This window comes from Streptomyces sp. GL_141 (assembly GCF_057834385.1).
This window is the reverse complement of the sequence record NZ_CM174402.1, coordinates 4,757,278-4,779,548: the sequence shown is the minus strand read 5'-3', so window position 1 is coordinate 4,779,548 and position 22,271 is coordinate 4,757,278. Positions and strand designations below refer to the sequence as shown.

General features: G+C 72.3%; 23 protein-coding genes. 8 read left to right on the top strand and 15 right to left on the bottom strand.

Features of this window, described 5'->3' with window-relative positions; genetic code table 11:
* Position 1 precedes the first annotated feature (1 nt).
* Positions 2 to 787 (bottom strand): VOC family protein, encoded by a 786-nt coding sequence (locus AC3IX6_RS21080; protein WP_489363545.1) that lies wholly within the window; start codon positions 785 to 787, stop codon positions 2 to 4.
* Between the two features lie 247 nt (positions 788 to 1,034).
* Here AC3IX6_RS21080 and AC3IX6_RS21075 point away from each other — a divergent pair, with 247 nt between their 5' ends.
* Both AC3IX6_RS21075 and AC3IX6_RS21070 read left to right on the top strand, forming a co-directional pair.
* Positions 1,035 to 1,691 (top strand): HD domain-containing protein, encoded by a 657-nt coding sequence (locus AC3IX6_RS21075; protein WP_489363543.1) that lies wholly within the window; start codon positions 1,035 to 1,037, stop codon positions 1,689 to 1,691.
* Positions 1,679 to 2,704, top strand: coding sequence for a GlxA family transcriptional regulator (locus AC3IX6_RS21070; RefSeq protein ID WP_489363541.1), 1,026 nt, complete (start codon positions 1,679 to 1,681; stop codon positions 2,702 to 2,704). Before AC3IX6_RS21075 ends, AC3IX6_RS21070 begins: the two co-directional genes overlap by 13 nt.
* On the opposite strand, the gene AC3IX6_RS21065 is transcribed toward AC3IX6_RS21070, so the two are convergent.
* Complete coding sequence (locus AC3IX6_RS21065; RefSeq protein ID WP_489363539.1) at positions 2,635 to 3,531, bottom strand: hypothetical protein; 897 nt, start codon at positions 3,529 to 3,531, stop codon at positions 2,635 to 2,637. The genes AC3IX6_RS21070 and AC3IX6_RS21065 overlap by 70 nt on opposite strands.
* A gap of 115 nt (positions 3,532 to 3,646) precedes the next feature.
* Here AC3IX6_RS21065 and AC3IX6_RS21060 point away from each other — a divergent pair, with 115 nt between their 5' ends.
* Positions 3,647 to 4,264, top strand: coding sequence for a flavin reductase family protein (locus AC3IX6_RS21060; RefSeq protein ID WP_489371514.1), 618 nt, complete (start codon positions 3,647 to 3,649; stop codon positions 4,262 to 4,264).
* 53 nt (positions 4,265 to 4,317) lie between these two features.
* Entirely contained in the window at positions 4,318 to 5,220 is a 903-nt protein-coding gene (locus AC3IX6_RS21055) for a hypothetical protein (RefSeq protein ID WP_489363537.1), read from the top strand.
* Positions 5,221 to 5,286: 66 nt separating this feature from the next.
* Here the strand turns inward: AC3IX6_RS21055 and AC3IX6_RS21050 are convergent, their stop codons facing one another.
* The 3 genes from AC3IX6_RS21050 to AC3IX6_RS21040 all read right to left on the bottom strand — a co-directional run bounded on the left by AC3IX6_RS21050 (position 5,287) and on the right by AC3IX6_RS21040 (position 8,604).
* Entirely contained in the window at positions 5,287 to 6,354 is a 1,068-nt protein-coding gene (locus AC3IX6_RS21050) for a Zn-dependent alcohol dehydrogenase (RefSeq protein WP_489363535.1), read from the bottom strand.
* Positions 6,351 to 7,583, bottom strand: a complete 1,233-nt coding sequence (locus AC3IX6_RS21045; RefSeq protein WP_489363533.1) for an acyl-CoA dehydrogenase family protein — start codon at positions 7,581 to 7,583, stop codon at positions 6,351 to 6,353. The genes AC3IX6_RS21050 and AC3IX6_RS21045 overlap by 4 nt, the downstream gene beginning before the upstream one ends.
* A gap of 100 nt (positions 7,584 to 7,683) precedes the next feature.
* The gene (locus tag AC3IX6_RS21040) at positions 7,684 to 8,604 is read right to left on the bottom strand and encodes an SDR family NAD(P)-dependent oxidoreductase (protein WP_489363532.1); all 921 of its coding nucleotides are present in this window, start codon (positions 8,602 to 8,604) and stop codon (positions 7,684 to 7,686) included.
* A gap of 132 nt (positions 8,605 to 8,736) precedes the next feature.
* Here AC3IX6_RS21040 and AC3IX6_RS21035 point away from each other — a divergent pair, with 132 nt between their 5' ends.
* Complete coding sequence (locus AC3IX6_RS21035) at positions 8,737 to 9,663, top strand: cyclase family protein (protein ID WP_489371513.1); 927 nt, start codon at positions 8,737 to 8,739, stop codon at positions 9,661 to 9,663.
* 75 nt (positions 9,664 to 9,738) lie between these two features.
* Here the strand turns inward: AC3IX6_RS21035 and AC3IX6_RS21030 are convergent, their stop codons facing one another.
* The 7 genes from AC3IX6_RS21030 to AC3IX6_RS21000 form a co-directional block, all read right to left on the bottom strand.
* Positions 9,739 to 10,443: a hypothetical protein gene (locus AC3IX6_RS21030; protein ID WP_489363530.1), complete on the bottom strand. Its 705-nt coding sequence runs from the start codon at positions 10,441 to 10,443 to the stop codon at positions 9,739 to 9,741.
* 128 nt (positions 10,444 to 10,571) lie between these two features.
* Entirely contained in the window at positions 10,572 to 11,114 is a 543-nt protein-coding gene (locus AC3IX6_RS21025; RefSeq protein ID WP_489363529.1) for a hypothetical protein, read from the bottom strand.
* A complete protein-coding gene (locus AC3IX6_RS21020; protein ID WP_489363528.1) occupies positions 11,111 to 11,662 on the bottom strand; it encodes a SigE family RNA polymerase sigma factor in 552 nt (183 codons plus the stop codon). Before AC3IX6_RS21020 ends, AC3IX6_RS21025 begins: the two co-directional genes overlap by 4 nt.
* A gap of 247 nt (positions 11,663 to 11,909) precedes the next feature.
* Positions 11,910 to 12,416 carry an ATP-binding protein gene (locus AC3IX6_RS21015; protein WP_489363526.1) on the bottom strand — a complete coding sequence of 169 codons (507 nt, stop codon included), beginning with the start codon at positions 12,414 to 12,416 and terminating at the stop codon, positions 11,910 to 11,912.
* A 356-nt stretch (positions 12,417 to 12,772) separates the two neighbouring features.
* Positions 12,773 to 13,702 carry an acyl-CoA dehydrogenase family protein gene (locus AC3IX6_RS21010; RefSeq protein ID WP_489363524.1) on the bottom strand — a complete coding sequence of 310 codons (930 nt, stop codon included), beginning with the start codon at positions 13,700 to 13,702 and terminating at the stop codon, positions 12,773 to 12,775.
* A gap of 5 nt (positions 13,703 to 13,707) precedes the next feature.
* Positions 13,708 to 14,862 (bottom strand): acyl-CoA dehydrogenase, encoded by a 1,155-nt coding sequence (locus tag AC3IX6_RS21005; RefSeq protein WP_489363522.1) that lies wholly within the window; start codon positions 14,860 to 14,862, stop codon positions 13,708 to 13,710.
* Positions 14,863 to 14,867: 5 nt separating this feature from the next.
* Positions 14,868 to 16,076 carry an amidohydrolase family protein gene (locus AC3IX6_RS21000; RefSeq protein ID WP_250742735.1) on the bottom strand — a complete coding sequence of 403 codons (1,209 nt, stop codon included), beginning with the start codon at positions 16,074 to 16,076 and terminating at the stop codon, positions 14,868 to 14,870.
* A gap of 170 nt (positions 16,077 to 16,246) precedes the next feature.
* Between AC3IX6_RS21000 and AC3IX6_RS20995 the strand changes: the two genes are divergently transcribed.
* The gene (locus tag AC3IX6_RS20995; RefSeq protein ID WP_489363520.1) at positions 16,247 to 17,800 is read left to right on the top strand and encodes an AMP-binding protein; all 1,554 of its coding nucleotides are present in this window, start codon (positions 16,247 to 16,249) and stop codon (positions 17,798 to 17,800) included.
* A gap of 79 nt (positions 17,801 to 17,879) precedes the next feature.
* Here AC3IX6_RS20995 and AC3IX6_RS20990 read toward each other — a convergent pair whose 3' ends face one another.
* A complete protein-coding gene (locus AC3IX6_RS20990; RefSeq protein WP_489363518.1) occupies positions 17,880 to 18,398 on the bottom strand; it encodes an EF-hand domain-containing protein in 519 nt (172 codons plus the stop codon).
* Between the two features lie 342 nt (positions 18,399 to 18,740).
* Between AC3IX6_RS20990 and AC3IX6_RS20985 the strand changes: the two genes are divergently transcribed.
* Both AC3IX6_RS20985 and AC3IX6_RS20980 read left to right on the top strand, forming a co-directional pair.
* Positions 18,741 to 19,319, top strand: coding sequence for a sigma factor (locus AC3IX6_RS20985; RefSeq protein WP_489363516.1), 579 nt, complete (start codon positions 18,741 to 18,743; stop codon positions 19,317 to 19,319).
* Positions 19,316 to 20,671: a maleylpyruvate isomerase N-terminal domain-containing protein gene (locus AC3IX6_RS20980; protein WP_489363514.1), complete on the top strand. Its 1,356-nt coding sequence runs from the start codon at positions 19,316 to 19,318 to the stop codon at positions 20,669 to 20,671. The genes AC3IX6_RS20985 and AC3IX6_RS20980 overlap by 4 nt, the downstream gene beginning before the upstream one ends.
* A gap of 68 nt (positions 20,672 to 20,739) precedes the next feature.
* Here AC3IX6_RS20980 and purU read toward each other — a convergent pair whose 3' ends face one another.
* Both purU and AC3IX6_RS20970 read right to left on the bottom strand, forming a co-directional pair.
* Positions 20,740 to 21,615, bottom strand: coding sequence for a formyltetrahydrofolate deformylase (purU, locus tag AC3IX6_RS20975; RefSeq protein WP_250742740.1), 876 nt, complete (start codon positions 21,613 to 21,615; stop codon positions 20,740 to 20,742).
* Positions 21,616 to 21,634: 19 nt separating this feature from the next.
* Positions 21,635 to 22,081 carry an SCO4402 family protein gene (locus tag AC3IX6_RS20970; protein WP_389697293.1) on the bottom strand — a complete coding sequence of 149 codons (447 nt, stop codon included), beginning with the start codon at positions 22,079 to 22,081 and terminating at the stop codon, positions 21,635 to 21,637.
* Positions 22,082 to 22,271: the final 190 nt, after the last annotated feature.

Genomic DNA, 22,271 nt, shown 5'->3' with positions numbered 1-22,271 from the left:
GCTACATCTGCGGGTCCGGCGTGAGCAGCGCGAACACCGCTCCCGTCGGATCCGCCGTCCACGCCATCCGCCCGACCTCCGGGACATCGGCGGCGGGCATCAGCACCGAGCCCCCGCCGCCGCGGATCGCGGCCACGGTCGCGTCCACATCGGCGACGTTGAAGTACGGCACCCAGCGCGGGACTTCATCACCCGTACCGTCGCCCTGCGGCGCGACCCCGCCGAAGGAGCCGTCCTCCTGGTCCCCGTCGGCGATGCTCAGCACCCGGTAGGTCATCCCGGGGGCCTCCATCTCCGCGGAACGCCACCCGAAGAGGCCGGCGTAGAACTCGACGGCCGCGACCGGGTCGGGTACGTGCAGTTCCGCCCAGACCAGGCTGTTGACCTCGGAGGTCCGCCCCAGCCCGGCGGTCCTCCCCGGCTGCCAGCACGCGAACTCCGCGCCCTGCGGGTCGGTGAACTGCGCCAGCCAGCCCTCCCCCATGACGTCCCCGGGCTCCATGCGCACCACTCCGCCGCCCGCCTTGACGGCCGCCGCCGTCTCCTGGATGTCGGGGGTGTTGAAGTGCAGCATCCACGCCGGGGTGGCGCCCTCCTCGGTGAGCGGCCCGAGGGCGGCGACGGTCTTGCCGTCGACCTGGAAGAAGCCGTAGCCGCCCGCCTCCGGGCCGAGGGAGAGGAACTCCCAGCCGAAGACGCCGGTGTAGAACGAGACGGCCCCGTCGGTGTCGGGGCTCCCGAGGTCGAGCCAGTTGGGCGATCCCTTGCGGAATTCGGTGCCGAGCATGAGGTCCTCCTGTGCGTACGCGCTGCGCTGTTGCGGGGCCGGGGGTGCTGCCTCCGGTCCCCGCCACGATGCCGAGCCCGTACGGGGCCCGCGCTCCGGGAAGCTCCGCACGGCGGTGGAATCACCCGTACGGCGGCGCCCGTGTCCGTATCTGTGGGATGTGCGGCCCAATGGCCATGGCGGACGGGGAGCACGGCACCGAAGACTGGAGGCGACCCGCAGGGAACCCACGAGGGGACGACCAGACATGACAACAACAACGACCACAACCACAACCACCCCCACGATCCGGATCCCGGACTCACGCCTGGCGAAGGAAGCCACCGAACTCGTCCGGGACGGCGTGAGCGAGCTGCTCTACGACCACTCCCGCCGCGTGTACTTCTTCGGCAGCCTCCAGGGCCGCCGCCTCGGCATCGAGGCCGACCCCGAGCTGCTCTACGTCGCTGCGATGTTCCACGACCTCGGCCTCACCGAGCCCTTCCACGCCAGTGGCCGCCGCTTCGAGGTGGACGGCGCCGACGAGGCCCGCCGGTTCCTGCGGACCCACGGGGTCCCCGAGGACGGGGTGCGCCGGGTGTGGACGGCGATCGCCCTGCACACCACCCCGGGCATCCCGGAGCACATGGAGCCCGAGGTGGCGCTGGTGACGGCGGGCGTGGAGTACGACGTGCTCGGCATCGGCTACCACGACCTCGCCGAGGCGGACCGCGCGGCGGTCGTCGCCCTGCACCCGCGCCCGCGGTTCAAGGAGCGCATCCTGCGCGCCTTCGCCGACGGAGTGGCCCCGAAGCCGGGCACCACCTTCGGCAACATCAAGGCCGACGTGCTCGCACACCACGTGCCCGGCTTCGAGCGCGGAGACTTCGTCCGCGCGGTCCTGGACTCCCCGTGGGACGAGTAGCCGCACACCCCGCAGGACGAGCGGCGCCCCACCCCGTCGTCATCGTCGCCTTCGACGGCGTGCAGCTGCTCGACGTCACGGGCCCCGCCGAGGTGTTCAGCACCGCCAATCTCCACGGCGCCCGCTACGAGGTCCGGATCGTCTCCCCGGACGGGGCCGACGTCCGCACCTCCTCGGGCGTGCGCATCGGCGCGGACGGCGGCCCGGACAGCCTGCCGGCCCGGCCCGGGACGCTGGTCGTCCCCGGCCGGAGCGACTGGCGGCGGGCCGTCGGCGATCCGGCCCTGACGGGCCTGGTCGGCGAGCTGGTCGGCCGCTCGCGCCGGGTGACCTCGGTGTGCGCCGGGGCGTTCGTGCTGGCGGAGACCGGGGTGCTCGACGGGCGGCGGGCGGTCACGCACTGGCGGCTGGCGGCGCAGCTCGCGGCGGCGTACCCGCGGGTGCGGGTGGAGGCGGATCCGGTGTTCGTCCAGGACGGGCACGTCGTCACCTCCGCCGGGGTGACCTCGGGCATCGACCTCGCGCTGTCCCTGGTCGAGGAGGACCACGGGGCCGCGATCGCCCGGGAGGTCGCGCGGGAGCTGGTCGTCTTCATGGCCAGGCCCGGCGGCCAGTCCCAGTACAGCGCCCGCCTGACCCCGCGCGAGGCCGTGCACCCGGTCCTGCGCACGGTCATGGACGCCATCGGGGCCGATCCCCGGCTCGCGCTCGACGAGGTCGCCCGGGACGCCGGGGTCAGCGGCCGCCACCTGGCCCGGCTCTTCCGCTCGGAGACCGGGATGACGCCGGGGCAGTACCTGGAATCCGTCCGCCTCGAAGCCGCCCAGGCCCTCCTGGAGGCCGGCGACGATCCGGTGGACACGGTGGCCGCGCGGTCGGGCTTCGGCTCCGCCGAGACGATGCGCCGCGTGTTCCAGCAGACCCTGGACCTCGCCCCGACCGCCTACCGCGCCCGCTTCCGCAGTACGCGCACGTCGCCGCCGTCGGGGTCGCCGATCAGCACGAACAGCTGAGGCTCCTCCACCGTGCCGGCGGCCTGCCAGTACAGCCTGGCCTCGTCGCACTCCGCGACGGACAGGGCCACGCCCGGCCCGTAGTCGCCGGACGAACCGGTGTCCTGCTCCCAGGTCCCGCGCCCCGAGCAGGTGTCCACCTCGTGCAGTCCGTCTTGCACCGGCAGGTTCCGCGCCGTCGTCCCGCCCTGCGCGTCGAGTTCCAGGGTGACGCCGGAGCCGGTCCACACGCCGACGTAGTCGGCGCGCTCCAGGGCCGGCGGCTCGTACGGGGGCATGAGGAAGCCCGCGATGAGGGCGGTGGGTACCGCGATCAGGGTCGCCGGCAGCGTCCACAGCCGCATCCGGAGCTTCGTCCGCTGCCGCATCCGCGCGTACACCGCGACCCCGACGGGGAGCACCCCGGCGGCGGCCGTCCAGCCCCAGGTGGCGAGGTACGAGGTGCGGAGCAGCAGGGCCACCGGGGCCGCGTACAGACCTGCGAGCAGGACCAGCACCGGCAGGGCCCAGCGGGGTGCGGGGATCCGGGTGCGCAGGCCCACGGCGTTCGAGAGTCCCAGCACCGGGATGGTGAAGAGCGTGCCGTGCACCCAGCCCGCGGCGAACGCCAGCAGCGGGAGGAACGCGCACAGGAAGGCCACTTCGAGGAACAGTCCGATGGCGAACGTGCCGTAGCCCACGCCGTACGCGTCGCCTTGGCCCGGGGAGACCCACCAGAACAGCATGGCGACCAGGAACTGCGCACCGGCGACGGCTTCCGCACCGGGTGCGGTGCCGGTCCAGGAGCGCTTGCTCCGCTGCGGCGCGACGAACAGGTGGTGCGACACGACGGACCCCCACGCCCCCATCGATTGAACACGTTCAATTGATGTGGACCCTACACCCCCCTTCCCATCTGACGCACCGTCAGCTTCAATCGGAAGCGTGATGGGACACGCAGGGATGGCGGCCACCGTCGTCCGATACCTCAGATCAGTCGGCTCCCTCCCCTCCGCCGCCGCGGAGCCCGGGGCCGAGCCCGTCGAAGCACTGCCCCGCCCCGATCTGCGGGCCGTCGGCGAACACGAGCGCGCGCCCGTCAGCCCCGCCGAGTTCCGCGCCGTCCTGGGGAACTTCGCCAGCGGGGTCACGATCATCACCTCGCCGCCCGGCGAGGGCGAGGACGGTCCGGCCGGCTTCGCCTGCCAGTCCTTCGCCTCGCTCTCCCTCGACCCGCCGCTGGTCACCTTCATGGTGGCCCGTACGTCGACCACCTGGCCCCGCATCGCGCGCACCGGGGTGTTCTGCGTGAACATCCTCGGCGCCGAACAGGGCGACCTGTGCCGGGCCTTCGCCGTCAGCGGCGCCGACAAGTTCGCCGGCGTCGGCCACACCCCGGCCCCGGCCACCGGCTCCCCGCAGCTCGACGCGGTGCCCGCCTGGATCGACTGCCGGATCCACGCCGTGCACACCGGCGGCGACCACCTCATCGTCGTGGGCAAGGTCGAGGCCATGGGCGCGGCCGGCGAGGGCGAACCCCTCCTCTTCCACAAGGGCCGCTTCGGCCGCTTCACCGACTGACGGCTCCCCCGTCCGCCGCCGCTATCCTGCGGATCTCGAACGGGCGGGGGGCCATGAGAAACACGTACTACGAGCCGGGTCACAGCCGGTGGACCGGCATCACGGGCTGGCTGATGGTGGCCAGTGCGATCGCCGCGATCCTCTGCGCTCTGAGCCCGGTGTCCCCGTACCCGCCGCTGACCGCCGAGCTGGCCTTCGCCGCCGCCTCCGCCGCCTTCGCCTGCTCCTGGGTCGTGGCCTCGTACCGGGCCCGGGTCGGCCCCTTCGACAAGCCGTCGGTACCGGCCGACCGCGAGTACGGGGAGTACGCCCTGCCCTGGATCTTCGCCATCGGCACGCCCTTCGCCGTGGCCGCCGCCCTCGTGGTGCTGTTCACCGGCTCCAGCGCGGACGGCAGGGAGATCGAGCGGCTGGACCGGGCCGGCTACGCCGCACACGAGGTCGAGATCGTCCAGCTGGCCGGCGAGCCGGTGTACACGCCGCCCACGCAGGACGGCAGCGGCTGGTACAACACCGACCTCGTAGTCCGCGTCCCCTTCGACAGCGGCCCCCGGGAAACCGGCCTGGAGGGGTTCCACACCTCCGGTTCCCCCGAGCCGGGCATGCGGGTGGAGGTCCACTTCGCCCCGGCGCACCCCGAGGAGGGCGTGGCCGAACACCCCTCCATAACCCGTGCCTGGCTCGGCTCCCCCATCGCCGTGTTCTTCGGCTTCCTGGGCTTCGGCGTCGCGGCCGCCATCACCAAGTCGTACATGGACCCCTCGGACCTGCGGAACCTGCGCCGCTTCCGCCCCGGCACCCATCTCCCGGCCCTCGCCATCCTGCTGTGCGGGCTCGTCCTGCTGCTGCCCGTCACCCTCGAATTCCAGGTCGCCGGCTACAACCGGCTGCCCGCCTTCCTCGCGAGCCTGACTCCGTTGGCTGCCCTGGCCTGGGTCGTCAGGCGGCGGTACTGAAACGCGCCGTGGCCGGCCCCGCTCCGGAGAGCGGGACCGGCCACAGGCCGAGCGGAACGACCGGGCTCAGAACGTGAGGACCCCCCGGGCCACCCGCCCGTGGTGGGCGTCGTCCACGGCCTTGGCGAAGTCCTCGACCGGGTAGACCTCCGTGACCAGCTCGTCCAGCAGCAGCTTGCCCTGCCGGTAGAGCTCCGCGTACAGGGCGATGTCCCGCTGCGGGCGCGAGGACCCGTACCGGCAGCCCATGATCGTCTTGTCCAGGTACATGGACGAGACCTGGAAGGCCGCCTCCTCCGTGAAGCCGGGCACGCCGAGCAGCACCGCCTGTCCGTGCCGGTCCAGCAGGTCGATCGCCTGCCGGATCAGCTTGACGTTGCCCACGCACTCGAAGGCGTGGTCCGCGCCCGTGGGCAGGATCTCCTTCACGGCCGCCGAGGAGTCCGCCACCGCCGAGGCGTCGATGAAGTGCGTGGCGCCGAACTGCCGGGCCACCGCCTCCTTCGCCGGGTTCGCGTCGATCGCCACGATGGTGGTGGCGCCCGCGATCCGCGCGCCCTGGAGCACGTTGAGGCCGATGCCGCCGGTGCCTATGACGACGACCGTCTCGCCGCGGTCCACCTTCGCCCGGTTCAGTACGGCGCCCACGCCCGTCAGGACCCCGCAGCCGATCAGGGCGGCCGAGGTCAGCGGGATGTCCTTGGGGATCTTCACCGCCTGCACGGCCTTGACGATCGTGCGCTCCGCGAAGGCCGAGTTGGACGCGAACTGGAAGAGCGGCTTGCCGCCCCGCGAGAACGGCTGCCCCGGCATCCCGATCGCCTTGCGGCACATCGTCGGCCGGCCGCGGTCGCAGTCCGCGCACGCCCCGCAGTTGGCCAGCGTGGACAGCGAGACGTGGTCGCCGGGCACCACGTGCGTGACCCCGGACCCGACCGCCTCCACCACGCCCGCGCCCTCGTGCCCGAGCACCACCGGCGGCGGGAACGGGATCGTCCCGTCGATCACCGACAGATCGCTGTGGCACAGTCCGGCCGCCGCTATCGCGACCAGCACCTCTCCCGGCCCCGGGTCCCGGATCTCCAGATCGTCGACCACCTGGGCCTGCTTGCCGTCGAATACGACGCCTCTCACCTGGACTCCTTAGGCAGGCCGAGCACGCGCTCGGCGATGATGTTGCGCTGGATCTCGTCCGAGCCGCCGTAGATGGTGTCGGCGCGGGTGAACAGGAACAGCCGCTGCTCCTCGTCGAGTCCGAGTTCGTACGGGGTCTCCCGCGACCAGTGCCCCGGCCCGGCCGTGGCCACGGCGCCCCGGACCTCCACCGCCAGCTCCCCGAGCCGCCGGTGCCAGCCGCCCCACAGCAGTTTGGCCACGCTGGGCGCACCGGGGTCGCCGCCGGAGCCACCCGTGCCACCAGCGGCACCCGTGCCACCCGCGGCGCCCAGGGTCCGCAGTGCGTTCCACCGCATCGTGCGCAGCTCGGCCCACTGCCGTACGAGGCGTTCGCGCAGGACCGGGTCGCCGGAGCCTGCGTCCACGTACGCCCGGACCACCCGCTCCAGTTCGGCCGCGAAGCCGATCTGCTGGACGAGCGTGGAGACCCCGCGCTCCAGCGCGAGCAGTCCCATGGCCACGGACCAGCCGTTGCCCTCCCCGCCCACCACCTCGGCGGCGACCGCCCCGTCGAAGAACACCTCGTTGAACTCGGAGGTCCCCGACATCTGCCGGATCGGCCGGACCTCGACCCTGCCCGGCTGGTCCATGCGGACCAGGAGGAAGGACAGCCCGCGGTGCCGCGCCGACCCGGCTTCGGTGCGGGCCAGGACGAAGCACCAGTCGGCGTCCTGGGCGAGCGAGGTCCAGATCTTCTGTCCGGTGACCCGGAGCAGCCCATCGGCCCCGTCCCGTACCGCCGTCGTACGGATTCCCGCGAGGTCGGAGCCGGCGCCCGGTTCGGAGTACCCCTGGCACCACAGCTCCTCGCCCCGGGCGATGCCGGGGAGGAAGCGGGCCCGCTGCTCCGGGGAGCCGTAGGCGATCAGGGTCGGCGCGAGGAGGTTCTCGCCGATGTGGCCGACCCGGGCCGGGGCGCGCGCGGCCGCGTACTCCTCCGCCCACACCACCTGCCCGGTGAGGGAGAGCCGCCGGTTGCCGTAGCCATCTGCCTCCCAGCCCTGGCCGATCCACCCCTCGCGCCCCAGCTCGCGCTCCCACGCACGCCGGACCTCGACTCCTTCGTGCTCGCTGCCGGGGCCACCGAGGCCGACGGCCTCCTCGTACGGCCCCGTGAGGTGCTCCGCCAGCCACTGACGGGCCCGGCCGCGCACCACCTCGTCCTCCTCGTCGAAGCCGAAGTCCATGCTCAGTGCCCCCTCGGGTCCTGTCCGGCCGCCGTGGCCGCCGGTCTCTCGCGCCGTTGCAGGCGTACACGCCCATCCACTCCGAACACCCGGCCAGGGGCTATGCGTTGGGCCGGTCCTTGGCGGCCGCCGCCTTGGCCATGGCTTCGAGCTGGGCGAGCATCGGCATCGGGTCGGTGCCGACGGTCCCGGGCAGGAAGTCGGCGATCTTCTCGGGGGTCCAGGAGCCCTCGGCGTAGCCGGCGCGCAGTTCGCGGGGCTGGGCCCAGACGGCGATCTTCGGGCCGGCGATCGTGTAGACCTGCCCGGTGATCTTCTCGCCGCCGACGGCCACGGCCTTGTCGGAGAGCAGGTAGGTCACGAGCGCGGCCACGTCCTCGGGCTCGCCGATCTCCTTCAGCTCCATCGGCACGTTGGCCGACATCCGGGTGCGCGCGACGGGCGCGACGGCGTTGGAGGTGACCCCGTACTTGGCCAGGCCCAGCGCGGCGGAGCGGACGAGCGAGATGATCCCGCCCTTGGCGGCGCTGTAGTTGGCCTGGGCCACGGAGCCCTGATGGTTTCCGCTGGTGAAGCCGATCAGCGTGCCGGTGCCCTGGCGGCGCATGACGGCGGAGGCCGCACGGAAGACGGTGAAGGTGCCCTTGAGGTGGGTGGCGACCACCGGGTCCCACTCCTCCTCGGACATGTTGAACAGCATCCGCTCGCGCAGGATGCCGGCGACGCACACGACTCCGTCGATGCGTCCGTACCGGGCGAGCGCGGTGTCGACTATGCGCTGGCCGCCCGCCATGGTCGAGATGTCGTCGGCGACGGCGACGGCCTCGCCGCCCGCCGCGACGATCTCCTTCACCACCGCTTCGGCGATCTCGCTGGTGGGCTCGTTGCCCTCCATCCCCACGCCGTAGTCGTTGACGACGACCCTGGCACCCTCGGCGGCCGCGGCGAGTGCCACGGCCCGTCCGATGCCCCGGCCGGCGCCTGTGACGGCGACGACTTTGCCTGCCAAGAAGTTCCCCACGTCCGGCCCCTTCCCGCGTTTTCTGACGGTCCGTTAGATTCTATGGGCAGTCGGATGCGCCAGCACAAGCCCCCGTCCACATCCGCAGTTCGCCACCGCAGTTCATTTCGCTACGAGGAGCTGATGAGATCCATGGCCATGCCCGCCGAGTTCCACGACATCGCCAAGCGCGTCAACAACTGGGGCCGGTGGGGCGCCGAGGACGAGATCGGAACGCTCAACCTCATCACCGACGAGGTGGTCCGCGCGGCGGCGGCCGAGATCCGCACCGGGCGCCGGATCCCCCTGGCCCTCCCCCTCAAGGAGGACGGGGTGCAGTCCGGCATGATCCCCGGCCGGATCAACCCGCTGCACACGATGGTGCAGATCAACCAGGAGCTCTTCGGCCCGGGCACGGTGGCGTGCAGCGACGACGCGGTGACCTTCGGGCTCCAGGCCGGCACGCACTGGGACGCCCTGACGCACGTCTCGCACTCGGGGAAGATCTACAACGGCCGCCCGGCCGGCACCATCACGGCGCACGGCCGCGCCGAGTTCAGCGGCATCGACAAGGCCGGGCACATCGTCTCGCGCGGGGTCCTGCTGGACGTGGCCCGCGCCAAGGGACTGGACCGGCTCCCCGGCGGCCACCCGGTCACCCCGGAGGACCTGGAGGAAGCGGAGGAGTTCGGCGGGGTCACCGTCCGCGCGGGCGACATCGTCCTGGTCCGCACCGGCCAGGTGCAGGTCTACCTGGCGGGCGACAAGCACGGCTACGGCTACCCGTCCCCCGGCCTGTCCGTCCGTACGCCCGAGTGGTTCCACGCCCGGGACGTGGCGGCCGTCGCGAACGACACCCTGACCTTCGAGATCTTCCCGCCGGAGATAGACAACCTGTGGCTGCCGGTGCACGCGCTGGACCTGGTCGAGATGGGCATGCACCAGGGCCAGAACTGGAACCTCGAAAAGTTGTCCACAGCCTGTGCGGAAGAATCCCGCTACGCGTTCCTCCTGTCGGCCATGCCGGAACCCTTCGTCGGCGCGGTGGGCACCCCGGTGGCCCCGGTGGCCATCCTCTGAGCCTCTGCGCGCGAAGCGGCGGTCCCGGACCCGTCGCGGATCCGGGACCACCGCCCCGCACGCCCTGCGGCCGGGTCAGCCCTTGGCGCAGATCACGTCGTACGGGCGGCCCACCGCCATGGTCAGCTGCATCGGCTCGGTGGTGCCGGACGGGCACTCGGCCTTCGTCTTGACCAGGCCGAGCACCTTGTACGTGCCCGAGGCGCACGGCACTTCCCGCGCCTGGTCGGTCACGCAGTCGCCCTGCACCAGCTGGCCGCCGCCGGCGCCCGCGTCACCGGGGTGCTCGCCGGACAGGTTGCGGCCGCAGACGGTGTTGGTGGGGATGCCGCCCGACTTCGCGGAACCGTAGGAAATGCTCACCTGGATCATCAGGTCGGTGCCGGGCGGGCACTGGATCGCGCCCGGCAGGATGCTGGCGTCCTTGATGTCGATCGCCTTGAAGGTGGCACCGGACGCCGAGCACTTCTGCGGCCGGTAGCCGTCCGGCGGGTTGTCCGGGTCGGGGCCGCCGCAGTCGCCCACCGCCCACGTGCTCGACGTGTCGGAGGAGGACTCCGGGTTCCCGGGGTCCTTGGACGGCTTGGCGGAGGCCGACGCGGTGGCGGACGCGGACGCGGAGGACGAGGCCTTGGCGTCGCCCGGGTCGCCGTCCTTGCCGAGCCACTGGGAGGCTCCGTAGATGCCTGCGACCAGCAGCACGAGGACGAGGACGCCGGGGAGTCTGCTCCCGCGGCGCCCCGGGGCGGGCGGAGGCGTCACCTCGTACGGGTTCGCCATGTACTTCCTCCTGCGGTGAGGGTGGACCTTCGGGGTGGAACGGCGTGCTCCACGAACAGGGACACGTCATGGACACCTCATAGTTCCACGCGGACCGCGAGCACCCGGCCGGGGCCGTACGCCACCGCTCAGCGGCAGGGCTCCGGTTCCTGCGCCACGGGGCGGAAGGTGACCGCGAGGTCCGGATCGTGGCGGACGAAGCGCGCCTCGCCCGCCGAGACGAGCACCATCGTGCCCGCCGTGTACGCGTCCACCCTGACGGCCGGGTCCAGGGCCTCCTCCGGCACCACCGGGTCGGCGCGCCACCAGCGGCCGCCGAACTTCGTGGACCGGATCCCGCAGTGCACGTACAGCGCGTGTGCGTACGGGACCCCGAGCTCCGGTTCGGTCGTGGCCGGCCCCGTCGCCTCGGCCTGCGCACTCGGCGGTCCCGCGGATGCGGCGGGCGGGGCCGGCATCCCGGACCCGCCGCCCGGCGACCACGGCAGGACGAGGACGGCCAGCACCGCGATGCCCGCCCCCAGCCCGGCCCCGACCCCCCTCCGGCGCCGGCGGAGACGGGCTGCCGCCCGGACGGCGCCGTGCGGCGTCGGCACCGGGACGGGCACCGCCGGCCGGCCGGCCAGCGCGTGCAGGGCGCGGCGCAGCTCTTCTTCGGGGAACCCGTTCATCGCGCCTCCGCCTCACTCGTGCTCGTATCCGTGCTCACGTTCGCACCGTCGCCCGGCCAGAGGTCGGGGCAGGCCCGCAAGCGGGTCAGCGCCCGCGCGGCCAGGCTGGTCACCGTGCCGTTCGGGCAGCCCATGAGCTCCGCCGTCTGCTCGACCGTCAGGTCCTCGTAGTAGCGCAGCACCAGGACGGCCCGCTGGCGTCGCGGCAGGCCGAGCAGTGCGCGTGCGAGCAGGTCCGTGGCGGCGACCGCCTCGGCGGCGGGCTCGACGGAGCCGCCCGCCGAGTCGGGCAGGGCCGCGTGGGGAAGCTCGTGGTGCCAGCGCCTGCGGCGCCAGGTGCAGTACGTGGTGACCATGACCTTGTGCGCGTAGCCGATCGGCGCGTCGTAGCGGCCCGCGCGGGCCCAGCGGTCGTAGACCTTGGCCAGGGTCACCTGCACCAGGTCCTGCCCCAGATGCCAGTCGCCCGTCAGCAGCCGCGCGGTGCGGAGCAACGGGAGCCCCGCCGCCGCGACGAACTCCGCAAACGTTTCTTCGGATGGCTTCACCCTGCAACACCCCCTCACCCTCAAGACGACCCGGGGGTGCCATCGCATTGCACGACAGGGGCACCGATTCCACGGCACGTCGAAGGTTCTGCGGGTGGCGGCGGCGCGCATGCACGCCCCGAGCGCGGCACGGCGGCCGCCACCCCACGACCCGCACTCGTCAAGGCAGGACTGACCCTTGGCGTCCCCTCGCGACGAATCGTTCAACACAAGAGTGATCACCAGTTGACGAACCGTCAACACCTCGTTAGAGGTACACGTGCGGTTCCCGGATCGCGCCCCGGATTTCGACCCTGCCCGGTGCATCCTCCGAGAGCTGCTCCGCGCACTGCTCCGCGGGCATCTCCGCGATCCCCTCCGCGGTCTTCTCCTCGCGGTCGATCTCGCACCAGATCCGCTTCCCGGCGCCCTCGCGCTGCCAGCCCCAGCGGTCCGCCAGCCCGTCCACGAGTTCCAGCCCGCGGCCGCCCGTGTCGTCGCCGGCGGCCTGCCGCGGGGACGGGGCCCGGTCGCTCGCGTCCGCGACCTCCACCCGCACCCCCGGCTCCCCGAAGAGCATGCGCAGCACGGCCGGACAGCCGGTGTGCACGACGGCGTTGGTGACCAGCTCGGAGATCAGCAGGATCAGGGTCTCGGCGAGCGGCTCGTCATCCCCTATGCCGCAGCCCGCGAGCCGGGAGCGGGCCCATCGGCGGGCCCGGCCGACCTCGGCGGGGTCCGGTCCTACCTCCAGCTGAACCTGAAGCACCTGCACCGCTCACACCATCCGAACCGGCGGACACTTCGCCTCGCGACAGGACGGGGTCACCGAGTGTGACCCCCTTGCGGAGCAGCATGGTTGACATACAGTCACCACAACAAGCGCTTCGGGCATATTCCAGCGTGAAGGAGTAGGCGTGGTGCATACTGTGCGGCGCTCGCGCCGCTCAACCGCTCGCATTCCCGGGAGCGTACCGGAGCGGCCCCCCGCCGCCGGGCCGCAATGAGTCGGGCGAAGGACACAAACCGATATCAACTCTCTGTAATCGGACATGCGTCCCGCGCCGTCCCTCCCGTACCCCTCCGTCACAGCGAGCGAGCACGGGGCTCGGTCGACTCCGCCTGCTCCTCCTACTCCGCCGCCGCCAGCAGCTCCGCCGCCAGCGCCTCCTCCGCCTGCGCCGCCGTCCGCCACTGCTCCGCCCGCACCCACGCGCGCTTCAGGTGCAGGTGCACGTCCGCCTCCCAGGTGAAGCCCATCCCGCCGTGCACCTGCAGACAGTCCCGGGCATTGCGCACGGCCGCCTCGTCGGCCAGCAGCTTGGCCCCGGCCACCTCCGCCGGATCGGCCGTCACGGCGGCCGCGTAGACCGCCGTACGGGCCACCTCGGCCCGCACCAGCATCTGCGCGCACAGGTGCTTGACCGCCTGGAACGCCCCGATCGGCTGCCCGAACTGCTCGCGGTCCTTGGCGTACCGCACCGCCAGCTCCACCGTGCGCAGCGCGCTGCCGAGCTGCAGGGCCGCCGTCAGCAGCGCCCCCTCGTCCCGGTACGTCCCGGCCGCCACCGGCCGCCCCGGCAGGGAGACCCGCGCCAGCGGGGTCAGCGGGTCCGCGGAGCGCACCGGGTCCCCGGCATGGACCTCCACCGGCTCCCCGTCCGATCCGAGGACCGCGTCCGCCTCGCCGAGGTGGGCCACCAGCGGACCTTCCATGTCGAAGGCCGTCACCACCGCCTCGCCCTCCGCGGCCCCCGCGACGAGCCCGGCGGCCAGGTGGGTGGCGACCAGCGGGCCGGGCAGCAGTGCCCGCCCGGCCTCCTCGAAGACGAGGACGGCCTCCGGCAGCCCGAGCCCGACCCCGCCCTCGTCCTCCGGGAGCCGCAGCGCGAAGAACCCGGCCTCGCCGAGCTCCCGCCACAGGGCCCGGTCCACGGACCGGCCCGTGGCGGCCGCCCCGTCCACCGAGGCGCGCAACGCCTCGCGGTCGTAGCGGCCCGCCAGGAGGTCCCGTACGCCCGCCCGCAGGTCCCGCTGGTCCTGCGTCGGCTGGAAGTCCACGGAACTCACCTGCCCTTCGGAAGGCCGAGGATGCGCTCGGCCACGATGTTCTGCTGGATCTGCGAGGTGCCCGCCGCGATCGTGTACGAGAGCGAGGAGAGCCGGTCCAGGGTCCACTCCTCCTCCAGCGAGAGGGCCTCGGCCCCCAGCACCTCGGCGGCCGTGTCGTACAGCTCCTGGCGCGCGTGCGAGTACGCCAGCTTGAAGACGCTGCCGCCGATGCCGGGGACCCCGCCGGAGCGCTCGGACTCGCTGACGTTCCACTGGGTGAGCCGCCACAGGGCGCCGAACTCCCCGTACAGCCGGCCCAGCCGGCGCCGCAGCACCGGGTCGTCCCAGCGGCCGTTGGCCTTCGCGGCGCGCGCCAGCTCGCCCAGGGTGCGCCGGCAGGCGACGACCTCGCCGACGAAGGCGGTGCCGCGCTCGAAGGACAGGGTCACCATCGTGACCCGCCAGCCGTCGTTCTCCGCGCCGACCCGGTTGGCGACCGGGACCCGCACCTCGTCGAGGAACATCTCCGCGAACTCCGTGGACCCGGCCAGGGTGCGCAGCGGCCGGATCGTCACCCCGGGCGCGTCCATCGGCATGGCCAGCCAGGAGATCCCCCGGTGCTTGGGGGCATCCGGGTCCGTTCTGACCAGCAGCTCGCACCAGTCGGACACCTCCGCGTGCGAGGTCCATATCTTGGAGCCGGTGATCACGTACTCGTCGCCGTCGCGGACGGCGCGGGTGCGCAGCGAGGCCAGGTCGGAGCCCGCGTCCGGCTCGCTGAAGCCCTGGCACCACACCTCGTCGCCGCGCAGGACGGGCGGCAGCCAGCGCGCCCGCTGCTCCGCGGTGCCCTCGGCGGCGATGGTCGGGCCGGCGTGCAGCAGCCCGACGAAGTTCGCGCCGACGTACGGGGCTCCCGCGCGCTCGGTCTCCTCCAGGTAGATCAGGTGCTGCGTGGGCGTGGCCCCGCGGCCGCCGGCGTCCACCGGCCAGTGCAGTCCGGCGTACCCAGCGTCGTACAGCCGGCGCTGCCAGCCCGCGTCGTAGGCGCGGCGGCCCGGCCAGTCGTCGGGCGAGGGCCTGGGCGGCAGCCCGGGGAGCACGTGCGCGAGCCAGGCCCGCAGCCGGGCCCGGAACTCGCGCTCCTCCTCGGTATAGGTGAGGTCCACTGCGCCTACCGCCCCGTCCGCCGGTCCTTGTCGAAGTCAAGTCCGAGCATACGGATGGCATTTCCGCGCATGAGCTTGTATACGGTTTCTTCGTCGAGTCCCTTGACGTGGTCGAGGGCGACCTCCTTGGTGTGCGGGAAGGTCGAGTCCACGTGCGGGTAGTCGGTTTCGAAGGTGGCGTTGTCGCGGCCGACGACGTCCAGCGAGGCGATGCCGTGCTTGTCGCGGAAGAAGCAGCAGAACATCTGCCGGTAGTAGTACGTGGACGGCGGCTCGGGGATCAGGTCCTTGACCCCGCCCCAGGCGCGGTGCTCCTGCCACACGTCGTCGGCGCGCTCCAGGGCGTACGGGATCCAGCCCATCTGGCCTTCGCTGTACGCCAGTTTCAGCGTCGGGAACTTGACGAGCACCCCGCTGAACAGGAAGTCCATCATCGAGGCCATGGCGTTGTTGAAGCTGAGCGCGGCCTGCACGGCGGGCGGGGCGTCGGGGGAGGCGGCGGGCATCTGGGAGCTGGACCCGATGTGCATGTTGACGACGGTGCCGGTCTCCTGGCAGACGGCGAAGAAGGGGTCCCAGTAGCCGGAGTGGATGGACGGCAGGCCGAGGTAGGTGGGGATCTCGGAGAAGGTCACCGCCCGCACCCCGCGCGCGGCGTTGCGGCGGATCTCGGCGACGGCCAGGTCGATGTCCCAGAGCGGGATGATGCAGAGCGGGATGAGCCGGCCTCCGCTGTCCCCGCACCACTCCTCGACCATCCAGTCGTTGTAGGCGCGCACGCAGGCCAGGGCCACTTCCTTGTCCTTCGCCTCGGCGAAGGTCTGCCCGCAGAACCGCGGGAAGGTCGGGAAGCACAGGGAGGCCTCGACGTGGTTGAGGTCCATGTCGAGGAGGCGCGCCTTGGGGTCCCAGCAGCCGCGCCGCATCTCCTCGCGGGTGATGCCCTCCAGGGTCATCTCGTCCCGGTCGAAGCCGACGGCGGCGATGTTGCGCTTGTACGGGAACTTCAGGTCCTCGTAGATCCACCAGTCGGTCGGCGGGCCGTCGGGGTCCATGGTGATCACGTACTTGCCGCCGGTGTAGGCGAGTTCGCCGATGCCGGCGGTGAGTGCCTTGGGTCCGCGGTCGCGGTACTTGGCCGGCAGCCATACGTCGAAGAGGTGGGCCGGTTCGATGACGTGGTCGTCGACGCTGATGATCCGAGGCAGTTCCATGGTGTCCCCTCGCTGATGCCGAATCTGAGGCCGAATCTGATGGAGCGTCAGAAATCTGGAACCAAGCTAGCTCCCCACCCCTGGACCGACAAGCGTCCGCGCTCTACGCTCTGCGCTTGATCTGACTATCCGTCAGGTCCATGTGGCGGCCAACGGGAGGCGGGTCCGGGATGACGGACAACAGCACCGCAGTCGAACTCAGCCGGTCCCGCACGCTCTGGGACCTGATCACCCGCCGGGCCGCCATGACCCCCGACGCCCCCGTCCTCATCGAGGCCGCAGAGGACCCCGCAGAGGACCGCCGGCTGACCTTCGCGGAACTGCGCGACCGCTCGGAGCAGGTCGCGGCCGGCCTGTACGGCATGGGCGTGCGCCCCGGCACGGTGGTCGCCTGGCAGCTCCCCACCCGCATCGAGACCGTGCTGCTCTCGGTCGCCCTCGCCCGCATCGGCGCCGTCCAGACCCCCGTCATCCCCTTCTACCGGGACCGCGAGGTCGGCTTCGCCCTGCGCGAGTCGAAGGCGGAGTTCTTCGCCGTCCCCGGCGTCTGGCGCGGCTTCGACCACACGGCGATGGCGCACCGCCTCGGCGCGCACGGCGTCTTCGAGGCCTACGAGTCCCTCCCCACGGGCGACCCCGCGGTGCTCCCCCCGCCCCCCGAGGAGGGGGTCGCGGTCCGGTGGATCTACTGGACCTCGGGCACCACCTCGGACCCCAAGGGCGTCCTGCACACGGACCGCTCCCTCATCGCGGGCGGCTCCTGCCTGGCCCACGCCCTGCACCTGTCACCGGACGACGTCGGCTCGATGGCCTTCCCGTTCGCCCACATCGCCGGCCCCGACTACACGGTGATGCTCCTGCTCTACGGGTTCCCGGCGGTCCTCTTCGAGAAGTTCGCGATGCCGGGCGCCCTGGACGGCTACCGCCGCCACGGGGTCACCGTCGCCGGCGGCTCCACGGCCTTCTACTCCATGTTCCTCACCGAGCAGCGCAAGGACCCGGGCACCAAACTCATCCCCACCCTCCGCCTCCTCGCGGGCGGCGGCGCCCCGAAGCCCCCGGAGATCTACCACGCGGTCGTCCGCGAACTGGGCTGCCAGCTCACCCACGGCTACGGCATGACCGAGGTCCCCATGATCACGATGGGCGCCCCGGACGACACCGCGGAGAACCTCGCCACCACGGAGGGCCGGCCCCCGCAGGGCATGTCGATCCGCATCACGACCCCGGAGGGCGCGCCCCTCCCGCCGGACACCGACGGCGAGGTCCGGCTCCGCGGCGAGGCGGTCTGCCAGGGGTACCTCAACCGCGACCAGAACACCGGAGTCTTCGACGCCGACGGCTACCTGATCACCGGCGACCTCGGCCACCTCACGAAGGACGGCTACCTGGTCCTGACCGGCCGCAGCAAGGACGTCATCATCCGCAAGGGCGAGAACATCTCGGCGAAGGAGATCGAGGACCTGCTCCACCAGCTCCCCGCCGTGGCCGACGTCGCCGTCATCGGCCTGCCGGACCCGGAGCGCGGCGAACGCGTCTGCGCGGTCGTCGAGCAGCCCCCGGGCGCGGCCCCGCTGACCCTGGCCGAGGTGACCTCGCACCTCCGCACGGAGGGCCTCTCCACGCACAAGCTCCCGGAACAACTGGAACTGGTCGAGGCCCTTCCCCGCAACGACGCCCTGCGCAAGGTCCTCAAGTACAAACTCCGCGAACGCTTCGCGTAGCGGGTGGGGCCCATGGGCTCCGGGCGCGCCCGGAGCCCATGGGCCCCACCAACACCTACGCCGGCGCCTGCACCGACGCCTACGCGTCCGGGGCCGCCACCCCGCAGTAGCCGGCGAAGGCCGCCAGGATCTCGTCCTCCGTGATGCGCCCGTCGCCGTCCGCGTCCAGCGCCGCCGCGACCGGGCCCGCCAGTTCCTCCGGGGTGCCCAGCACGCGCAGGACGCGCGCCGTGGCCGCCGGGGTCGCACCGACGCCGTCCGTGTCCGCCGCCGCGATCACCGCCCGCAGGAACGGCCGCGCGATCTCCGCGAAGCGGTGCGGGTTGTCCCGCAGCCGCTTCGCCGCGCCCGTGACGAACTCCTCGCGGGACACCCGCTGGTCCCCGTCCACGTCCGCGATGCCGGCCATGCCCTGCCAGAAGGCCTCCGCGCCGGCGAAGACGGCCTGGCCCTTGTCGGACCGGGCAGCCACGGCGAATTCGGCCAGGACCGCCTTGGCCGCCGTACTGAAGTCCTCCCGGTCGATATACCCGGACCCGTCCTGGTCGAAGGTGGCGAAGCGGGCGGCGATCTTGCGCTCGTATTCTGCGCTGTCCATTTTCGGCGTTCCGCCTTCACGTGTGCGGTGGGGTGCAGTTCAAGACAGGACAGGAGCGTAAGGCCTACGTGGCCTGCGCGTTAAGCGAAGCGGGCAAGGAGGTGGCCGCATCGAACCAGCGCACGAGGAGCGCGGTGGGGCGCGTACGCCTGTACGCATGCTCTTTTCCCAACGGCGGCGTCCGGGACCGGCCATCCGCATGCACACCGCGCGACGGCCCTATCACGGAGGGCGCACTTCGGGGACGAGGTTCTGGCAAAACGGGCGCACACCGCTGGATGCCCACTACATTCGAGTGGTCGACACACGGCTGCGAAACCGGGAATGCCGGCTGGGGGCACGATGCCGAAGGACGCACCACCGCGCTGGGACCGCCGCATGCAACAACGCCTGGCCCGCGGCGAGGCCGCCGCGCTCGGCGAACTCTACGACCGCTTCGCCTCGCTCGTGCACGGCCTCGCCCACCGGGTCCTCGGCGACGAGAAGGCCGCCGACCGGGTCACCCGCGAGGTCTTCGGCTACATCTGGGAGAACCCGGACGCCTACGACCCCAAACAGGGCTCCATGCGCTCCTGGGTCGCCCGCATCACCCAGGGGCAGGCCGTGGCCCGCCTGCGCCAGGCCGAACTGGGCAACGGCTCCCGCGAGGAACTGGAACAGAAGGTGCGCACCGCCAACGCGGCGGCCCGCGCCGACTTCATCGTCACCTCCATGCCCGCACCCCTGCGGGCCGCGCTCGAACTCGCCTACTTCAAGCGCCGTGACTACCGCCAGGCCGCCGCCGACCTACAGATCACCGAGGACGAGGCCCGGCGCCGGCTGCGCCTGGGCCTGCAACTCCTGTCCACGGCCAATGCCGTTCCGCGCGACGACATGGTCCCGCCGGGATACGGCCCCTCCGGATATGGAACCACCCGATGACAACGCCGAGCAGCCCCTTCGGTGAAGAAGACGGCGAAGAGTACGAGCGCCACGAGCCGCCCCGGCACCCCGGCGGCCCCGCGCGCATACCGGGCCCGCGCGGTGCGGCCGACGACCTCGACGACCTCGACGACCTTGACGACATCGACGACATCGTCGACGCGCGGTACACGGAGTACCCGGAGATCTCCGACCACCGGGCCGTACCGGCGCCCGCCGAACCCGAGCCCGCCCCCGTCCCGGCCGCGCCCCCGCCCACCCACGCCGTCCTGAAGTCCCTGCTCGGCGCCTGGGCCCTGGCGGCCTGCTCCGCGGAGGAGACCCAGGCCGTCGAGGACCACCTCACCGAATGCGCGCGCTGCGCCGAGGAGGCGCTGCGACTGCGCGACGCCGTGGGACTGCTGCACCCGGAGGAGAGCCTCGACCTCAAGCCGCTGCTGCGCTCGCGCGTGCTGGAGGACTGCCTCGGCAAGCGCCCGGCCCGCATCCCGGTCCCGATGTGGGCGAGCCCGTACGACACCGAGACGGCCCGGCTCGACGCGCTGCTGCGGGACTTCGGGGACGCGGAGTGGCACACCCCGGTCCGGCTGAAGTGGTTCGAGGAGGAGCGCCGCCAGTCGCGCCGGACCACGGTGGCCGGGGTCATCGGACACCTGCTGGCGGTGGACGGCCTCGTGGCGGCCGCGCTGGGCCTGGACGACCCGCTGGGCCGGGACGCGTCCGAGGACACCCCGGCCGAGCGCACGGAACGGTTCTGGGAGGACTCCCCGTACCCGACCACCCGGCGGGTCCGCGAGCCGTGGCGGGAGCAGGGCCACACCCTGGTCCGCACGGTGTCCTTCGCGGGCCGCGGCGTGGCCGAGCTGGACGTGGACTACGGCGCCTTCGCGCTGCCCCTCGGGGACGCCTTCCTGGAGCGGGCCTTCGAGTGCTGGGTCCACGCCGTGGACATCGCGGAGGCGGTGGACTACCCGTACGGGCCGCCGTCCGCGCCCCACCTGAACCGGATGATCGACCTGGCGGCCCGGCTCCTGCCGGCGGCCCTGGCCGGGCGCCGGCGGGCGGGACTGGCGGCGCCGCCGCGCGGGCTGGTCGCGGCGGGGGCGCCGGGCCGGACCCTGCACCTGGAGATCGAGGGTGCGGGAGGCGGCGGCTGGGACATCGCCCTGGACTCGCCCGCGGCGAAGCCCTCACCGGACCACACGGTGGCCCGGATCGCCCTGGACGGCGCCGAATTCTGTCAGCTCGCCGCGGGCCACATCTCCCCGGAGGACGCCGCGGTCGGCCAGAACGGCGACCGCGAGGCCATCCGCGACGTCCTCTTCGCGGCAGCGTCCCTGAGCCGGATGTAGCGTCCCCGAGCCGGACGCGGGGCCCGGGTCCCGCCGGCTGGGCCCGACCGGGCCCGGCTTGCCGGGGGCTACGTGAAGACGACCGTCCGGGTCCCGTTCAGCAGGACCCGGTGCTCGCTGTGCCACTTCACGGCCCGCGCCAGCGCCTGGCACTCCACGTCCCGGCCGATCGCCACCAGCTGGTCGGGGGTGACCTCGTGCCCCACCCGCTCGACCTCCTGCTCGATGATCGGGCCCTCGTCCAGGTCCGCCGTCACGTAGTGCGCGGTCGCACCGATCAGCTTCACGCCCCGGGCGTGCGCCTGGTGGTACGGCTTCGCGCCCTTGAAGCTCGGCAGGAACGAGTGGTGGATGTTGATGATCCGCCCGCTCAGCTCCTTGCACAGGGTGTCGGAGAGCACCTGCATGTACCGCGCGAGGACCACGAGGTCCACGTCCTCGGCCCGCACCAGCTCCAGCAGCTGCGCCTCGGCCGCCGCCTTCGTGTCCTTCGTCACCGGGATGTGCACGAACGGGACCCCGTACGAGCCGACCAGTTCCTCGAAGTCGGTGTGGTTCGACACCACCGCCGCGATGTCCACCGGCAGCGCGCCGATCCGGTGGCGGAAGAGCAGGTCGTTGAGGCAGTGCCCGAACTTGGACACCATCAGCACGATCCTCATGCGCTCGTCGGAGCGGTGGATCTGCCAGTCCATCCGGAAGGTGTCGCCGATCGCGGCGAAGCTCGCCCGCAGCTTCTCCACGGTCACCGGAGCGTCGGCCGCGAAGTGGACCCGCATGAAGAAGAGGCCGGTGTCGCGGTCGCCGAACTGCTGGCTGTCCTCGATGTTGCACCCGGTCATGAACAGGTAGCTGGACACGGCGTGCACGATGCCCTGCTTGTCCGGGCATGAGAGGGTCAGTACGTACTGCTGCGTGGCCTGGGGCTGCGGGTCGTCGCTCATGACCCCACAGCCTTCCACATCACACCGCGCGCGTGAGGATCCTCAGGACGTCCAGTGAGCGCGGGCGCGCGTCGGGCTCGTCCCCGTCCGCCGTCGCCAGTCGTACGTGGGCTTCGCGCGCGGCCCGTACCGCTTCCGGCCAGGCGTGGTGCTCCAGGTAGCCGGAGACGGGGGCGTCGGGGCCTATCTGGTGCATGATCCGGAGCACGCGCAGCACGGCGAGGTCCACGAGGGCCGCTTCCTGCGAGTCGCGGAAGATCGTGCCGACGTACTTCTCCGCGGACCAGCTGTCGAGCCAGGTGTCCTCGACGAGCCGGTACACGGCGTCGGTGACGTCCCCGTACCCTTCGGCGCCGGCCAGCCAGGTGTCCTCCTGGAACGCGGGGTCGGAAAGCATGTGCAGCGCCGAGCGCACGTTGCTGCGCCAGCGCCACCACGGCATGTCGTTGAGGGGCATGCCGCCCATGGTGGAGGAGCGGCCGCCACGGCGGGAAGAGTTCTTCGAACCTTGGGCGAATGTCACGCTTTCGATCGTACGTTCCCGCGCGGGGTGATCTTCAGGCGCCCGCGCCCGGCGGCCCGGACCCGCCCGGCGCTCACTCAGCGTGCGCACGCCACTCGTAATTCACCCGGATGTCACCCGACGTTGTACACAC

Coding starts and splice junctions, on each gene's coding strand:
- AC3IX6_RS21080 (WP_489363545.1), bottom strand. CDS start 787: ATGCTCGGCACCGAATTCCGCAAGGGATCGCCCAACTGGCTCGACCTC.
- AC3IX6_RS21045 (WP_489363533.1), bottom strand. CDS start 7,583: ATGGACTTCGGCTTCGACGAGGAGGACGAGGTGGTGCGCGGCCGGGCC.
- AC3IX6_RS21055 (WP_489363537.1), top strand. CDS start 4,318: ATGAGAAACACGTACTACGAGCCGGGTCACAGCCGGTGGACCGGCATC.
- AC3IX6_RS20995 (WP_489363520.1), top strand. CDS start 16,247: ATGACGGACAACAGCACCGCAGTCGAACTCAGCCGGTCCCGCACGCTC.
- AC3IX6_RS20970 (WP_389697293.1), bottom strand. CDS start 22,081: ATGGGCGGCATGCCCCTCAACGACATGCCGTGGTGGCGCTGGCGCAGC.
- AC3IX6_RS20985 (WP_489363516.1), top strand. CDS start 18,741: ATGCCGAAGGACGCACCACCGCGCTGGGACCGCCGCATGCAACAACGC.
- AC3IX6_RS21075 (WP_489363543.1), top strand. CDS start 1,035: ATGACAACAACAACGACCACAACCACAACCACCCCCACGATCCGGATC.
- AC3IX6_RS20990 (WP_489363518.1), bottom strand. CDS start 18,398: ATGGACAGCGCAGAATACGAGCGCAAGATCGCCGCCCGCTTCGCCACC.
- AC3IX6_RS21000 (WP_250742735.1), bottom strand. CDS start 16,076: ATGGAACTGCCTCGGATCATCAGCGTCGACGACCACGTCATCGAACCG.
- AC3IX6_RS21030 (WP_489363530.1), bottom strand. CDS start 10,443: ATGGCGAACCCGTACGAGGTGACGCCTCCGCCCGCCCCGGGGCGCCGC.
- AC3IX6_RS20980 (WP_489363514.1), top strand. CDS start 19,316: ATGACAACGCCGAGCAGCCCCTTCGGTGAAGAAGACGGCGAAGAGTAC.
- purU (WP_250742740.1), bottom strand. CDS start 21,615: ATGAGCGACGACCCGCAGCCCCAGGCCACGCAGCAGTACGTACTGACC.
- AC3IX6_RS21035 (WP_489371513.1), top strand. CDS start 8,737: ATGGCCATGCCCGCCGAGTTCCACGACATCGCCAAGCGCGTCAACAAC.
- AC3IX6_RS21025 (WP_489363529.1), bottom strand. CDS start 11,114: ATGAACGGGTTCCCCGAAGAAGAGCTGCGCCGCGCCCTGCACGCGCTG.
- AC3IX6_RS21060 (WP_489371514.1), top strand. CDS start 3,647: ATGGCGGCCACCGTCGTCCGATACCTCAGATCAGTCGGCTCCCTCCCC.